At 38.4% G+C, this 15,597-nt stretch carries 16 protein-coding genes and 1 other annotated feature; all 16 genes read left to right on the plus strand.

The window, feature by feature from the left end:
• The first annotated feature begins 74 nt into the window (after positions 1-74).
• Positions 75-971, plus strand: coding sequence for a branched-chain-amino-acid transaminase (gene ilvE, locus DT250_RS18885; RefSeq protein ID WP_087985494.1), 897 nt, complete (start codon positions 75-77; stop codon positions 969-971).
• Positions 972-988: 17 nt separating this feature from the next.
• Positions 989-1,216, plus strand: a binding site (T-box leader).
• A 73-nt stretch (positions 1,217-1,289) separates the two neighbouring features.
• The gene (ilvB, locus tag DT250_RS18890) at positions 1,290-2,990 is read left to right on the plus strand and encodes an acetolactate synthase large subunit (RefSeq protein ID WP_149213536.1); all 1,701 of its coding nucleotides are present in this window, start codon (positions 1,290-1,292) and stop codon (positions 2,988-2,990) included.
• Complete coding sequence (gene ilvN / locus DT250_RS18895) at positions 2,987-3,496, plus strand: acetolactate synthase small subunit (protein ID WP_000822948.1); 510 nt, start codon at positions 2,987-2,989, stop codon at positions 3,494-3,496. Before ilvB ends, ilvN begins: the two co-directional genes overlap by 4 nt.
• Positions 3,497-3,516: 20 nt before the next feature.
• Positions 3,517-4,533, plus strand: coding sequence for a ketol-acid reductoisomerase (ilvC, locus tag DT250_RS18900; protein ID WP_097889760.1), 1,017 nt, complete (start codon positions 3,517-3,519; stop codon positions 4,531-4,533).
• A gap of 1 nt (position 4,534) precedes the next feature.
• Positions 4,535-6,055, plus strand: coding sequence for a 2-isopropylmalate synthase (leuA, locus tag DT250_RS18905; RefSeq protein WP_076536199.1), 1,521 nt, complete (start codon positions 4,535-4,537; stop codon positions 6,053-6,055).
• Positions 6,056-6,133: 78 nt separating this feature from the next.
• Positions 6,134-7,198 carry a 3-isopropylmalate dehydrogenase gene (gene leuB, locus DT250_RS18910; RefSeq protein ID WP_088608736.1) on the plus strand — a complete coding sequence of 355 codons (1,065 nt, stop codon included), beginning with the start codon at positions 6,134-6,136 and terminating at the stop codon, positions 7,196-7,198.
• Positions 7,198-8,592, plus strand: a complete 1,395-nt coding sequence (gene leuC, locus DT250_RS18915; RefSeq protein WP_149213537.1) for a 3-isopropylmalate dehydratase large subunit — start codon at positions 7,198-7,200, stop codon at positions 8,590-8,592. The genes leuB and leuC overlap by 1 nt, the downstream gene beginning before the upstream one ends.
• Positions 8,570-9,151, plus strand: a complete 582-nt coding sequence (gene leuD / locus DT250_RS18920) for a 3-isopropylmalate dehydratase small subunit (protein ID WP_149213538.1) — start codon at positions 8,570-8,572, stop codon at positions 9,149-9,151. Before leuC ends, leuD begins: the two co-directional genes overlap by 23 nt.
• 308 nt (positions 9,152-9,459) lie before the next feature.
• The gene (gene hisZ, locus DT250_RS18925; RefSeq protein ID WP_088608739.1) at positions 9,460-10,722 is read left to right on the plus strand and encodes an ATP phosphoribosyltransferase regulatory subunit; all 1,263 of its coding nucleotides are present in this window, start codon (positions 9,460-9,462) and stop codon (positions 10,720-10,722) included.
• Positions 10,698-11,333 (plus strand): ATP phosphoribosyltransferase, encoded by a 636-nt coding sequence (hisG, locus tag DT250_RS18930; protein WP_088062646.1) that lies wholly within the window; start codon positions 10,698-10,700, stop codon positions 11,331-11,333. The genes hisZ and hisG overlap by 25 nt, the downstream gene beginning before the upstream one ends.
• An 11-nt stretch (positions 11,334-11,344) precedes the next feature.
• Positions 11,345-12,634, plus strand: a complete 1,290-nt coding sequence (gene hisD, locus DT250_RS18935; RefSeq protein ID WP_088062648.1) for a histidinol dehydrogenase — start codon at positions 11,345-11,347, stop codon at positions 12,632-12,634.
• Positions 12,634-13,218: an imidazoleglycerol-phosphate dehydratase HisB gene (gene hisB, locus DT250_RS18940; protein ID WP_088608741.1), complete on the plus strand. Its 585-nt coding sequence runs from the start codon at positions 12,634-12,636 to the stop codon at positions 13,216-13,218. Before hisD ends, hisB begins: the two co-directional genes overlap by 1 nt.
• Positions 13,219-13,848, plus strand: a complete 630-nt coding sequence (hisH, locus tag DT250_RS18945; RefSeq protein WP_000560363.1) for an imidazole glycerol phosphate synthase subunit HisH — start codon at positions 13,219-13,221, stop codon at positions 13,846-13,848.
• Positions 13,821-14,540 (plus strand): 1-(5-phosphoribosyl)-5-[(5-phosphoribosylamino)methylideneamino]imidazole-4-carboxamide isomerase, encoded by a 720-nt coding sequence (gene hisA / locus DT250_RS18950; protein WP_000402304.1) that lies wholly within the window; start codon positions 13,821-13,823, stop codon positions 14,538-14,540. The genes hisH and hisA overlap by 28 nt, the downstream gene beginning before the upstream one ends.
• The gene (gene hisF, locus DT250_RS18955) at positions 14,534-15,292 is read left to right on the plus strand and encodes an imidazoleglycerol phosphate synthase cyclase subunit (RefSeq protein WP_149213539.1); all 759 of its coding nucleotides are present in this window, start codon (positions 14,534-14,536) and stop codon (positions 15,290-15,292) included. The genes hisA and hisF overlap by 7 nt, the downstream gene beginning before the upstream one ends.
• Positions 15,289-15,594: a phosphoribosyl-AMP cyclohydrolase gene (gene hisI / locus DT250_RS18960; RefSeq protein WP_087985503.1), complete on the plus strand. Its 306-nt coding sequence runs from the start codon at positions 15,289-15,291 to the stop codon at positions 15,592-15,594. Before hisF ends, hisI begins: the two co-directional genes overlap by 4 nt.
• Positions 15,595-15,597 lie beyond the last annotated feature (3 nt).

Below are 15,597 nucleotides of genomic sequence, written 5' to 3' on the forward strand. Positions count from 1 at the left end.
CACTTGATTTATTTAGAAAGGAGAGTAAACTAGGAAACAATAAAAAATTCATAGAACATAGGAGGCGCTTTCCAGTGAACGAGCAATGGATTTTCTTAAATGGAGAATTTGTTCCAAAAGACGAGGCAAAAGTTTCAGTATATGATCATGGTTATTTATATGGCGATGGAGTATTTGAAGGAATTAGAGTATATAGCGGTAATGTTTTCCGTTTGAGAGAGCATCTTGTCCGGTTATATGAATCAGCAAAATCCATCATGTTAGAAATTCCATATTCTTTAGATGAAGTAACGAATATTGTTGTTGAGACGATTCGACAAAATAAATTATCTAATGGATACATTCGCCTTGTTGTATCGAGAGGAGCAGGAAATCTTGGATTAGATCCTGATTCTTGTAAGAAACCGAATGTAGTAGTAATTGCAGAACAACTATCTTTATTCCCGCAAGAATATTATGAAAAGGGGATTCCAGTTGTAACAGTTGCAACGCGCCGAAACCGTCCAGATGTTTTGTCGCCTCAAGTAAAATCTTTAAATTACTTAAACAATATTTTAGTTCGTATTGAAGCGAAATTAGCTGGAGTACAAGAAGCACTTATGTTAAATGATCAAGGATACGTAGCTGAAGGCTCAGGAGATAACGTGTTTATTGTAAAAGGAAATAAATTAATTACACCACCAAGTTCTGCTGGAGCGTTAGAAGGCATTACACGAAACGCTATATTAGAAATCGGTGAAAAACTTGGATATGACGTTAGAGAAGAGTTATTTACAAGGCATGATGTATATGTAGCTGATGAAGTATTTTTAACAGGAACGGCTGCTGAAGTAATTGCTGTTACGACAGTAGATGGTAGAACGATTGGTTTAGGGCAAACAGGTCTACATACGAATCGTTTATTAGAAGAATTCCGAAAGTTAGTTGTAGAAGATGGAGAGAAGATTTACGAAGAAAATAAAGTTGGATAACAACTCTTTATAACAATAAGAAAGCGTTGAGAGGGAGGAGTAGTTGATTGTGAAGCCTCACAGAGAGTCGGTGGTTGCTGAAAACCGATGGTTCACGTCGACGAACATCGCCCTTGAGTGCTAAGCTGAAGCATTTGTCTAGGCTTAGACGGTAGCTCCGTTATTAGCTAGACTCATTTATGGGTCACTGAGGCAAGAGTATTCTTGCGAAGAAGGGTGGTACCACGAAATCTTTCGTCCCTTCAGCACATAGCTGGAGTGTGGACGTAGGATTTTTTTTATTGATAAAAATTTTCAAAAAGGGGGCTTATAAGAACAATGTCTTCAAAAACGGAAGAGAAACTGGCAACTGGTGCACAGCTATTGTTAGAAGCGTTAGAAAAGGAAGGAGTAGAAGTGATTTTCGGTTATCCTGGTGGTGCTGTTTTACCTCTTTATGATGCACTCTATGACTGTGAAATTCCGCATATTTTAACAAGGCATGAGCAAGGAGCTATTCACGCCGCGGAAGGGTATGCCAGAATTACTGGCAATCCAGGGGTTGTCATTGCAACGAGTGGGCCAGGTGCTACAAATGTTATTACCGGTCTAGCAGATGCGATGATTGATTCATTACCACTTGTTGTATTTACAGGGCAAGTAGCAACGACGTTAATTGGAAGTGATGCTTTCCAAGAAGCGGATATTATGGGGCTTACGATGCCGGTGACAAAACATAACTATCAAGTGCGAAAGGCTTCAGATTTACCTCGAATTATTAAAGAAGCATTTCATATTGCTAGAACAGGAAGACCAGGCCCAGTCGTTATTGACCTTCCGAAAGATATGGTAGTAGAGCAAGGAGAACGCTGTAATGACGTACAAATGGATTTACCAGGATACAACCCTAATTATGAACCAAATTTACTCCAAATAAACAAATTATTACAAGCAATTAGCGCTGCAAACAAGCCGTTAATTTTAGCTGGAGCAGGTGTATTGCATGCGAAGGCTTCGAAAGAGTTAACAAGTTTTGCTCGTAAATATGAAATTCCTGTTGTGCATACATTACTTGGTCTTGGTGGGTTTCCGCCAGATGATGAACTTTTTCTAGGGATGGGAGGAATGCACGGTTCTTACACAGCCAATATGGCGTTATATGAATGCGACTTACTTATTAATATAGGTGCAAGATTCGATGATCGTCTTACTGGGAATTTAGCTTATTTTGCTAAAAAGGCGACTGTTGCGCATATCGATATTGATCCAGCCGAAATCGGAAAAAATGTGCCGACTGAAATTCCTATTGTTGCAAGTGCTAAGCGAGCTTTGGAAGTATTACTTCAACCAGAAGGAAAGAAAGAAAATCATCATGAATGGATCTCTTTACTAAAGAGTAGAAAAGAAAAGTATCCATTCTCTTATAAACGAAATTCTGAAAGTATTAAGCCTCAATACGCAATTGATATGTTATATGAAATTACGAAAGGAGAAGCGATTGTAACAACAGATGTTGGGCAACATCAAATGTGGGCGGCACAATATTATCCGCTCAAAAATCCAGATAAATGGGTAACTTCAGGAGGATTAGGAACGATGGGATTTGGGTTTCCAGCAGCAATTGGTGCGCAAATTGCAAAGCCTGAGGAACTAGTTATTGCAATTGTAGGTGACGCTGGATTTCAAATGACCTTGCAAGAATTAAGTGTGTTAAAAGAACACTCATTGCCTGTTAAAGTATTTATTTTAAATAATGAAGCTTTAGGAATGGTAAGACAATGGCAAGATGAATTTTATAATCAAAGATACTCGCACTCTTTACTGTCGTGTCAACCAGATTTCGTCGCTCTTGCGAATGCGTATGGCATAAAAGGAGTTCGTATAGATGATCCACTTCTTGCAAAGAAGCAAATAAAGCAGGCGATTGAATTAAAAGAACCGGTCGTAATTGATTGCCGTGTACTTCAATCAGAAAAGGTAATGCCGATGGTTGCGCCAGGGAAAGGTGTTCACCAAATGGAGGGAGTGGAAAAAAGGTGAAGAGAATTGTTACAGCGACAGTTCGAAATCAAAGTGGTGTATTAAACCGAATTACGGGTGTTATGACACGAAGACATTTTAATATTGAAAGTATTTCAGTAGGTCATACGGAATCATCGGACATATCGCGGATGACGATTGTTGTACACGTTGAAAATGAACAGCAAGTGGAGCAGTTAATTAAACAACTTCATAAGCAAATTGATGTTCTGAAAGTATCAGATATTACAGAAGAAGCGATGATCGCAAGAGAACTTGCACTTATTAAAGTAGCAACATCAGTAGCAAGAGCAGAATTATATAGTTTAATTGAACCGTTTCGAGCCGCTGTAATAGATGTTGGGAAGGATTCCATAGTTGTGCAAGTAACTGGTACGCAGGAGAAAGTAGAAGCATTAATTGAATTACTTCGTCCGTATGGTTTGAAAGAAATTGCTAGAACAGGTGTAACAGCATTTACGCGTAGTATGAAAAAACAAGATAAGCAAGTTATGTTAATTCAATAATCATTTAAATATAGGGGGAAATGAAAATGACAAAAGTTTATTATGAGAAAGATGTAACGGTAAATGTATTAAAAGAAAAGAAAGTAGCAATCATTGGATATGGTTCGCAAGGTCATGCGCATGCGCAAAACTTACGTGATAACGGATTTGATGTAGTAATAGGTTTAAGAAAAGGGAAGTCTTGGGATAAAGCGAAAGAAGATGGATTTTCTGTATATACAGTAGCAGAAGCAGCGGAAAAAGCTGATGTAGTAATGATTCTACTACCAGATGAACTCCAGCCAGAAGTATATGAAGCGGAAATTGCGCCAAATTTAAAGGCAGGAAATTCTCTCGTTTTTGCACACGGATTTAATGTTCACTTTGATCAAGTGAAACCACCAGCTAATGTAGATGTATTTCTAGTAGCGCCAAAAGGGCCAGGTCATCTTGTGCGCCGTACATTTGCTGAAGGCGCAGCTGTTCCTGCATTATTTGCAGTATACCAAGATGCAACAGGAGTTGCGACTGAAAAGGCACTTTCTTATGCTGATGGGATTGGAGCGACGAGAGCTGGTGTATTAGAAACGACATTTAAAGAAGAAACAGAAACAGATTTATTTGGAGAGCAAGCTGTGCTTTGCGGTGGAGTAACTGCGCTAGTAAAAGCTGGATTTGAAACGTTAGTTGATGCTGGTTATCAACCGGAACTTGCATATTTTGAATGTTTACATGAACTAAAACTAATCGTTGACCTGATGTATGAAGGCGGACTTGAAAATATGAGATATTCAGTTTCAGATACAGCGCAGTGGGGCGACTTCGTATCAGGACCACGCGTTGTAACGGAAGATACGAAGAAAGCGATGGGTGCAGTGCTAGCAGAAATTCAAGATGGTACATTTGCAAGAGGCTGGATTGCAGAGCATAAAGCAGGAAAACCAAATTTCCATGCGACAAATGAGAAAGAGAATGAACACGAAATTGAAGTAGTTGGACGTAAATTACGTGAAATGATGCCGTTTGTACAGCCGCGAGTAAAGGCAGGGGTCAAATAATATGAAGCAGATTTTGTTCATGGATACGACGCTACGTGATGGCGAACAATCACCAGGAGTAAATTTAAATGAACAAGAGAAATTGCAAATTGCAAGGCAATTAGAGAGACTAGGTATTAATGTCATGGAAGCTGGTTTTGCAGCAGCTTCCGAAGGGGATTTTCAATCGGTAAAACGCATCGCAAATACCATTCAAAATGCTACAGTTATGAGTTTAGCTAGAGCGAAAGAAAGTGATATTCGAAGAGCATATGAAGCGGTGAAAGGTGCTGTATCTCCTCGTTTACACGTATTTTTAGCTACAAGTGATATTCATATGAAATATAAACTTTGTATGTCAAAAGAAGATGTATTAGATAGTATTCACCGCTCGGTTACACTCGGGAAATCATTATTTCCGACAGTACAATTTTCTGCAGAAGATGCGACAAGAACAGCAAGAGATTTTTTAGCTGAAGCAGTTGAAGTTGCGATTCGTGCAGGAGCGAATGTAATTAATATTCCAGATACAGTTGGATATACGAATCCAGAAGAATATTATTCTCTTTTTAAATACTTACAAGAATCCGTTCCTTCATATGAAAAAGCAATTTTCTCTTGTCATTGTCACGATGATCTTGGGATGGCAGTAGCAAATTCATTAGCTGCGGTTGAAGGCGGAGCGTTGCAAGTAGAAGGAACAATTAATGGAATTGGAGAAAGAGCAGGTAATGCGGCGCTAGAAGAGGTCGCAGTTGCTCTTCATATTAGAAAAGATTTCTATAAGGCGGAGTCTTCTATGACGCTAAAAGAAATTAAAGCGACGAGTACATTAGTAAGCAGATTAACAGGTATGGTTGTACCGAAAAATAAAGCGATCGTTGGAGCGAATGCATTTGCTCATGAATCCGGAATTCATCAAGATGGTGTTTTAAAAGAAGTGACAACATATGAAATTATTGAACCAGCGCTAATAGGCGAATCTCAAAATCTATTCGTACTTGGAAAACATTCTGGACGTCACGCGTTTACAGAAAAAATGAAAGAGCTTGGCTATGAATTTACAAAGGAAGAACGAGATGCGGTGTTTGAAGCGTTCAAAAAATTAGCTGATCGTAAGAAGGAAATTACTGAGGAAGATTTACGTGCACTTATGCTTGGTGAAGCAGCATTTGCAGCTCAGCAATATAACATTACGCAACTACAAGTTCATTTCGTATCAAATAGTACACAATGCGCGACAGTTGTACTAAAAGACGAAGAAGGAAATGCATACGAAGATGCAGCCACTGGTTCTGGTAGTATTGAGGCGATCTATAATGCAATCCAAAGAATTTTAGGATTAGAATGTGAATTGGCGGATTATCGCATACAATCTATTACACAAGGTCAAGACGCACTGGCTCATGTTCATGTTGAATTAAAAGAAGGAACGCATCAAGTATCAGGTTTTGGTGTTGCGCAAGATGTATTGGAAGCGTCGGCAAGAGCATATGTCCATGCAGCAGGGAAATTAAAATCTCTTATAGCGCTTGTGAAATAAGTGTTTGATGGGTGAGGGAGAAGCTTCCTTACCTATCAAATTAAAGTTCTGAAAATTCAGTTAAAAGGAGTGTTGAAATTGGAAAAACGTATCGTTTGTTTAGCTGGTGATGGTGTTGGCCCAGAAATTATGGAAAGTGCGAAAGAAGTATTGCATATGGTAGAAAGGTTATATGGACATCATTTTCACTTACAAGATGAGTACTTTGGCGGGAGTGCTATCGATTTAAATGGGCAACCATTACCACAACGAACGCTTGCCGCTTGTTTAGCAAGTGATGCGGTTTTACTTGGAGCGGTTGGTGGACCAAGGTGGGATAGCGCGAAAGAAAGACCGGAGAAAGGATTATTAGCTCTAAGAAAAGGACTTGGAGTATTTGCGAACGTTCGCCCTGTAACGGTAGAAAGCGCAACGGCACATTTATCGCCATTAAAAAACGCTGATGAAATTGATTTCGTTGTTGTTCGTGAATTAACAGGCGGAATTTATTTTTCTTATCCGAAAGAACGAACGGACGAAGTAGCAACAGATACACTTACGTATCATCGTCATGAAATTGAACGGATCGTTTCTTATGCCTTTCAATTAGCGAGTAAGCGGAAGAAAAAAGTAACATCTATTGATAAGGCGAATGTTTTAGAATCTAGTAAACTATGGAGAACTATTACGGAAGAAGTAGCACTTCGTTATCCAGACGTTGAACTAGAACATATTTTAGTAGATGCAGCTGCGATGGAGTTAATTCGGAATCCAGGACGGTTTGATGTAATTGTAACGGAAAATTTATTTGGGGATATTTTGAGTGACGAGGCTTCAGTATTAGCGGGATCATTAGGAATGCTTCCATCAGCAAGTCATGCGGAAAAGGGACCTTCATTATACGAGCCTATTCACGGATCAGCACCGGATATTGCCGGGAAAAATAAGGCAAATCCAATTGCAATGATGCGCTCTGTTGCAATGATGCTTGGGCAATCATTTGAATTAACGAGAGAAGGGAATGCAATTGAATCTGCGATATCTGCAGTTCTTAAATTAGGAAAATGTACAGCAGATATCGGAGGAGATGAGACGACAACTTCATTTACGAAGGCAGTTATACAAGAGATGGAAGAGCAAGCGTTAGTAGGGAGAGGGAGATAATGGGAAAAAGGCTGCTAGATAAACTTTGGGAAAGACACGTAGTTACGACAAACGAAAATGGATTAGATTTATTATATATCGATCTTCATCTTGTTCATGAAGTAACGTCACCGCAAGCCTTTGAAGGCTTGCGGCTTATAAATCGAACGGTTCGCAGATCGGATTTAACATTCGCAACGATGGATCATAATATTCCAACGAAAGATGTTTGGAATATTACCGATCGCATTGCGAAGCAGCAACTAGATACACTCCGGGAAAATTGTAAACAATTTCAGGTGCCGTTAGCGGATATCGGGGATGAAGAGCAAGGGATTGTTCATGTTATCGGACCAGAACTTGGACTTACACAACCAGGAAAAACAATTGTTTGTGGTGATAGTCATACAGCAACGCATGGTGCGTTTGGCGCACTAGCATTTGGCATTGGTACGAGTGAAGTGGAGCATGTATTGGCAACGCAAACGTTATGGCAACGAAAGCCGAAAGCGATGGGTATTGAGTTAAAAGGAAAATTACAGAAAGGTGTTTACGCAAAAGATATTATTTTGCATTTCCTTTCAAAGTACGGTGTAGCAGTTGGAACTGGATATGTAATGGAATTTTACGGAGATACGATTGAGGCTATGGAGATGGAAGAGAGAATGACGCTTTGTAATATGGCAATTGAAGGAGGAGCAAAGGCTGGTATTATAGCACCAGATGAAAAAACATTTGCCTATGTAAAAGGACGTAAATATGCACCGAAAGACTTTGAAACATTCGAGAAGAAATGGTCTGAACTTTATACAGATTCAGATGCAATTTATGATTTGCATATTTCGATAGATGTGACGGATTTAGCACCGTACGTTACATGGGGAACAAACCCGAGTATGGGTGTTCGTATTGATGAAAAATTGCCAGAAAAGCAGGATGCAAATGACGAAAGAGCATTTTCTTATATGGGATTAAGCCCTGGACAAAGCACGTATGACATTCCTGTTCAGCATGTTTTCATTGGATCTTGTACAAATTCCAGGCTTTCTGATTTAGAAATTGCTGCATCTGTTGTGAAAGGGAGAAAGGTAAAAGAAGGTGTGCGAGCGCTCGTTGTGCCTGGATCGAAAAGAGTAAGAGAAGCTGCGATGCAAAAAGGGCTACATCACATATTTGAAGAAGCTGGATTTGAATGGAGAGAACCTGGATGTTCAATGTGTCTTGGAATGAATCCAGATCAAGTACCTGAAGGAGAACATTGTGCTTCGACTTCAAATCGTAATTTTGAAGGAAGACAAGGAAAAGGGGCACGAACACATTTAGTTAGCCCAGCAATGGCGGCAGCAGCTGCGTTATACGGTCATTTTGTTGATACTAGAAAGGAGAGTTATGATGGAGCCATTTCGTATTCATAAAGGTACTGCTGCAGTACTGATGAATAATAACATTGATACAGATCAAATTATTCCGAAGCAATACTTAAAGAGAATTGAAAGGACGGGATTTGGAAAATATTTATTCGATGAATGGCGTTATGATAATAACCGCCATGAAAACCCTAATTTTCCGCTTAATGCACAAAATAGAAAAGGAGCAAGTATATTAATTACAGGTGATAATTTTGGTTGTGGTTCTTCAAGAGAACATGCTCCGTGGGCGCTTGCTGATTATGGTTTTCGCGTTATTATCGCCGGCGGGTTTGCAGATATTTTTTATATGAATTGTATGAAAAATGGTATGTTACCAATTGTAATGGGTAAAGAAATGCGAGAACAACTTGCCATAACGGATGCGAGAGAACAAATAGAAGTAGATTTAGAGAATGAGGTAATTAAAACAAGTACGCACAGGTTTCATTTTACAATCGAGAAAATGTGGAAAGAGAAATTATTAAATGGTCTAGACGAAATTAGTATTACGATGCAATATGAACAAGAAATTGTAGAGTATGAAAGGAGAGTAGCTTTACATTAAGAAATAACGGAATGTTCAAAAAGTATTTACATTCAGAATTAAGTATTATATACTATGTAAAAATCAGAGGAGAAAGGGAGTAAGTATTATGAATATCATGCAATCTATTAAAGTGCTTACACAACTACATCATCATACATAAAGCCCTTGAACCTAGCGTGAAAACGTGTAGGTACAAGGGTTATTCCCGTTGTACCTACACTCTACTAAAGAGCCTTGTAGGTATTTTGTCTACAAGGCTCTTTTTATTTTCGGTTTAGGTGAATGAAATGAGCATACATTAGAAAGGGAAAGGTGTGAGAATTTAGATGACAAAATGGAAACGGGCAAACCCAAATGGAACGAGAGACTATTTATTCGAAGAATGTACGTTAATTGAAGAGGTGGAGCAAAAATTAAGACGTACTTTTTTAGGGCGAGGTTATGAGGAAATAAGGACACCTACAATTGAATTTTATGATGTTTTTGCCTTCCAAAATAGACCGATAGATGAAGAAAAGATGTATAAATTTTTTGATGAAAAGGGACGGATTATCGTGTTACGTCCAGATATGACAATTCCTTTAGCGAGAGTGATGGGAACGCAGAGGTGGGATACGCCGCTTAAACTGACGTATGGCGGGAATGTATTTCGGGCGAATGAGTCCCTTACTGGAAAATATAATGAAATTGTACAAAGTGGTATTGAAATTATAGGTATTGATAATGTAAGAGCTGAAATTGAATGCGTCATAAGCGTCATTCAATCACTTCAAAAGGTGAAGGTACAATCTTTTACAATAGAGATTGGGCAAGTGCAATTATATAAATGTATTGTAAAAAAACTCTCCATTCATGAGGAAGAAGAGAGAGTACTTAGGACATACATTGAAAGTAAAAATTATGCGGCTCTATCAAATTTTATTAGAGAAAAGAAATTAGATCGATGTGATGAAACAGTAAGATTACTTGAGAAGTTACCAAGACTATTTGGGAACTTAGAAGTGATTGAGGAAGCAGAAAAACTCGCCTCAAGTAATGAAATGAAAATGGCGATTGCAAGAGTGAAAGAAATATATGAAGCAATTGAAAGACTAGGCTATGGATCTTACATATCAATTGATTTAGGTATGATCCAACATTTAGATTACTATACGGGAGTTATTTTCAAAGGGTATATATATGAAATAGGAGAAGAAATTGTTAGTGGCGGAAGATATGATGAGTTAATTGGAAATTTTGGAGAGATGCTGCCGGCTGTTGGACTCGCGGTGCAAGTCAATCAAATTGTGAAGGCGCTGCAAGAGCAACAAGAACCATATGAACAAAAGGGAATAGATATTATTATTCATTATGAGTTAAATAGATTAGCAGAAGCGGAAAGATTACGAAATTTACTTCAAAAGGACGGGAAAAAAGTAGAGCTATCCTTATTCTCTAATGTAAATGACACCTTTCAATTTGCAAGAAAAAATCAAATAGTAACGGTCGTTGAGGCGAAGAACGAATCATTAGTGGAATATGTATGGAAAGAGAAATGGGTAGTCCAGAAAGAAGGAGAAACTTCATGCGTAACATTCAAATTGCGTTAACGAAGGGAAGATTAGAAAAACATGTGATTCCGCTCTTTGAGCAGATTGGAATTGATTGTTCGGAGCTCAAAAATAAAGGACGAAAGCTTGTTTTTCAAAGTAAAAATACAGATATCTCATTTATTTTAGTGAAAGCAGTAGATGTTGCTACTTATGTAGAACATGGAGTAGCTGATATTGGGGTCGTTGGAAAAGATATTTTAATGGAAAACGAGAAAGATATTTATGAAATGTTAGATTTAGGAGTGGGCGTGTGTAAGTTTTGTGTTGCTTCTATTCCTACGTATAATCCGAAGAGCTACCGAAAGAAACGCATTGCGACGAAATATCCACATATTACTTCTAACTATTTTCATGATAAAGGGGAGGATGTAGAAATTATTAAAATAGAAGGTTCTGTAGAAATCGCTCCTATTCTTGGATTGGCAGATGCAATTGTTGATATTGTGGAAACAGGAAAAACATTACAAGAAAATGGGCTCATTGTATTTGAGGAAATGTATTCTATATCTGCTCGGATGATTGTAAATAAGGCTGCATTAAAAACTAAAAAAGACGAAATATTCAGTATTGTAAATATGATGGAGCAAGAAATTTTGTCAGGAAAATAGGGGGACTTGTAATGGAGATAGTTTGTGAAGATTTTCAAAAGGCGTTATCGAAAATAAAATTGCTACGAGAAAACGCTAATATAATAGAAGAAACTGTTCAAAGAAGTGTAAGCGAAATCGTTCGAAAGGTAAGGAAGAGTACGGATGAGGCTCTATCTTTTTATACAAAAAAGTTTGATGGTGTGGAGATTAAAGAGTTTCGTGTAAGTGAGGAAGAAATAAAACGAGCGGGTATGTTTGTAGAGAATTCATTTTTAGAAGCGTTACAAGAGGCGAAGAAAAACATTATTTCTTATCACGAAAAGCAAAAAAGACAATCCATGTTCGATTGCACGAGTGAAGGCATTATTAGAGGGCAAATCATTCGGCCGTTAGAAAATATAGGGGTATATGTGCCGGGCGGAACTGCTTCGTATCCTTCGTCAGTATTAATGAATGTATTGCCAGCAAAACTCGCTGGTGTGAAAAAGATTGTAATGGTAACACCACCAAGGCAAGGGGGGATTGATCCACATATTTTAGTTGCTGCAAGCCTTGCAGGAGTAGATGAAATTTATACGATAGGTGGTGCGCAAGCAATTGCTGCTTTAGCATATGGGACGGAATCGATTCCAAAAGTAGATAAAATAGTTGGACCAGGAAATTTGTACGTCGCTCTGGCGAAACGAGAAGTATACGGAATAGTAAATATCGATATGATTGCTGGACCGTCAGAAATTGTAGTTATTGCTGATGAAACCGGTAATGCAAAATATATCGCTGCTGATTTATTATCACAAGCAGAACATGACGAGAGAGCAACAGCAATTTGTATTACAACGAATATAGAGTTAGCAAAAGAAGTAGAAAGAGAGATAGAAAGACAGTTAGAAACATTACCAAGAAGCGAAATTGCACGTGAATCGATAAATAGAAATGGAGCTATCTTTATCGTTCCTTCTTTAGATGAGGCGCTACAATTATCGAATGAAATCGCTCCAGAACATTTAGAGTTACATATAAAAGAACCGATGAATGCTCTAGCTTATGTGAAACATGCAGGATCTATCTTTCTTGGTCCATATGCACCGGAACCGCTCGGTGATTATTTAGCAGGACCGAATCACGTGTTACCGACAAGTGGAACGGCAAGGTTTTTCTCACCGTTATCAGTCGATGATTTCGTGAAAAAATCAAGCTTTCTGTCTTATACGGAGGAAGCGTTAAGAGATGTACAACATCATATTGTAGAACTTGCCAATAAAGAAGGATTACATGCGCATGCGAGAGCAATTCAAATAAGATTTGAGGAGGAAGAATAATGCGTGAGTGCAGTCAAATACGTGAGACGACAGAAACAAAAATCAAATTAAGTTTGCAGCTTGATGAAGGCAAGAACGTTTCTGTACAAACGGGAGTTGGATTTTTTGATCATATGCTAACTTTATTTGCAAGGCATGGAAGATTCGGTTTACAAGTGGAGGCGGAAGGCGATGTATTCGTTGATGCGCATCATACAGTTGAAGATGTTGGAATTGTACTCGGAAATTGTTTGAAAGAAGCATTGCAAAATAAAGAGGGGATTAACCGTTATGGCTCCGCATATGTACCGATGGATGAATCTTTAGGTTTTGTCGCAATTGATATTAGCGGGCGCTCACATATTGTATTTCAAGGAGAATTAACGAATCCGAAGCTAGGGGATTTTGATACAGAACTAACAGAAGAATTTTTTAGAGCAGTTGCTCATGCTGCCAATATTACATTACACGCTCGCATTTTATACGGAAGCAATACACATCACAAAGTTGAAGCGTTATTTAAAGCGTTTGGTAGAGCGCTTAGAGAAGCAGTCGAAAGAAATGCCAGCATTACTGGTGTAAATTCCACGAAAGGGATGTTGTAATTGATTGCTATTATAGATTATGGAATGGGAAATATTCGCAGTGTGGAACAAGCATTACAATATATTGGAGCAGAGTACATCGTAACGGGTGATAAAGAAAAGATTTTTAGAAGTGATGGAGTGATTTTACCAGGAGTAGGTGCATTTCCGAAAGCGATGGATGTATTGGAAGAAAAAAATTTAGTGCGTGTGTTAAAAGAAGTCGGGCGTTCAGGAAAACCGCTTCTGGGCATTTGCCTAGGGATGCAGCTTTTATTTGAAAAAAGTGAGGAACTACAAGACTGTAACGGATTAAGTTTATTGCCAGGTGTTATTCGAAAGTTAAAGGTTCCTTATAAAATTCCACATATGGGATGGAATGAGTTAAAGAAAGAGGGAGAAATAGCACTTTGGAATGGAGTAGAGGACGGTTCTTTCGTATATTATGTTCACTCTTATTATGCAGATTGTCCAAATGAAATTGTGTATGGGATAAGTGAATATGGAGTGAAAGTACCTGGTTTTGTAGCAAAAGGAAATATATACGGCGCACAGTTTCATCCTGAAAAAAGCGGTGACATTGGAATGCAAATGTTGAAAAATTTCAAAGGGGTGGTAGAGGCATGGAAATCTTCCCAGCTATCGATTTAAAAGAGGGGCGATGCGTTAGACTTTATCAAGGAGAGTTTAGTAAAGAAACCGTAATGAATGAAGATCCGGTTGCGCAAGCGATTATATTCGAAAAATTGGGAGCGAAAAAGTTGCACATTGTTGATTTAGATGGCGCAATTGCTGGCGAGTCAGTAAATTTGCTCGTTATTGAAAGAATTTGCAAGGCAGTACGTATTCCTGTGCAAGTTGGAGGAGGAATTCGATCACTTGTAGCGGTAGAGAAGTTATTGTCAGTGGGTGTAGATAAAGTGATTTTAGGAACAGCTGCTCTTTATGATAAGGAATTTTTAGAAGAAGCAGTTCTTCTATATAAAGAGAAAATCATTGTTGGAATTGATGCGAAAAATGGTTTCGTAGCAACGAGAGGCTGGCTTGATGTGTCTGAAATTTCTTACATTGATTTAGCAAAGCAAATGGAGAATGTAGGTGTTCAAACGATTGTGTTTACAGACATTTCGAAAGACGGGACACTTGCAGGACCGAATTTAGAGCAATTGGAGTTACTACAAAAAAGCGTGAGCATTCGTCTTATTGCTTCTGGAGGAGTGGCATCTATTCAAGATGTGAAAAAATTAAATGATATGAATATATACGGCGTCATAATTGGTAAGGCTCTTTATGAGAAAACGATTGATTTAGAAGAAGTGTTAGAGGTAACAAAGTTATGTTAGCGAAACGCATTATTCCATGTCTAGATGTGAAAGAGGGCCGAGTCGTAAAGGGTGTAAATTTTATAGGGTTACAAGACGTCGGTGATCCTGTTGAAATAGCCGCTTTATATAATGAGGCGGGAGCAGATGAAATTGTATTTTTAGATATTACGGCAACGCATGAAGGACGAAAAACAATTCTAGATGTTGTAGAAAAAACAGCTTCGAAAGTATTTATTCCTCTTACAGTTGGCGGGGGAATTTCAAGTGTTAAAGATATGTACAATTTACTAAGAGCTGGAGCGGATAAAGTTTCAATCAACTCAGCGGCAGTGCGAAATCCAAAGCTAATCGAAGAAGGGGCAGAACACTTTGGCTCACAATGTATTGTCGTAGCAATTGATGCTAGAAAAGTAGCAGAAGAAAAGTGGAATGTTTATGTGAACGGCGGAAGAGTTGATACGGGTATGGATGCAATCGGGTGGGCAAAACACGTTGCCGAGCTAGGGGCAGGCGAAATTTTGTTAACGAGTATGGATGCAGATGGAACGAAAAACGGGTATGATCTTCGTTTAACAGAAGAAATTTCAAAAAGCGTTTCCGTACCAGTCATCGCGTCAGGCGGATGTGGTCACGTTGATCACATTATAGAAGTTTTTCAAAAGACAACAGTTGATGCAGCACTTGCGGCATCCATCTTTCATTATGGTGAGGCGACAGTGCAGGACGTAAAGAGAAAATTAAGAAATGCAAATGTTGAGGTGCGGTTATGAAACCTAACTTTTCAAAAGGATTATTACCAGCAGTTGTAATTGAAGAAGGGACAAAAGAAGTTTTAATGCTAGCTTATATGAATGAAGAAGCATATGAAAAAACGCTAGAAACGAAAAGAACATGTTTTTATTCTCGTTCAAGACAATCGTTATGGAATAAAGGAGAAACATCAGGAAATGTCCAATATGTGCAATCTCTTTACTTAGATTGTGATCAAGATTCAATTGTTGTTGTCGTAAAGCAAGTGGGACCTGCTTGTCATACAGGAGAGAAAACATGTTTTCACTACCAAATTATATAGGGG

It is taken from the genome of Bacillus sp. AR2-1 (assembly GCF_008368755.1).
Classification (GTDB): Bacteria; Bacillota; Bacilli; order Bacillales; family Bacillaceae_G; genus Bacillus_A; species Bacillus_A wiedmannii.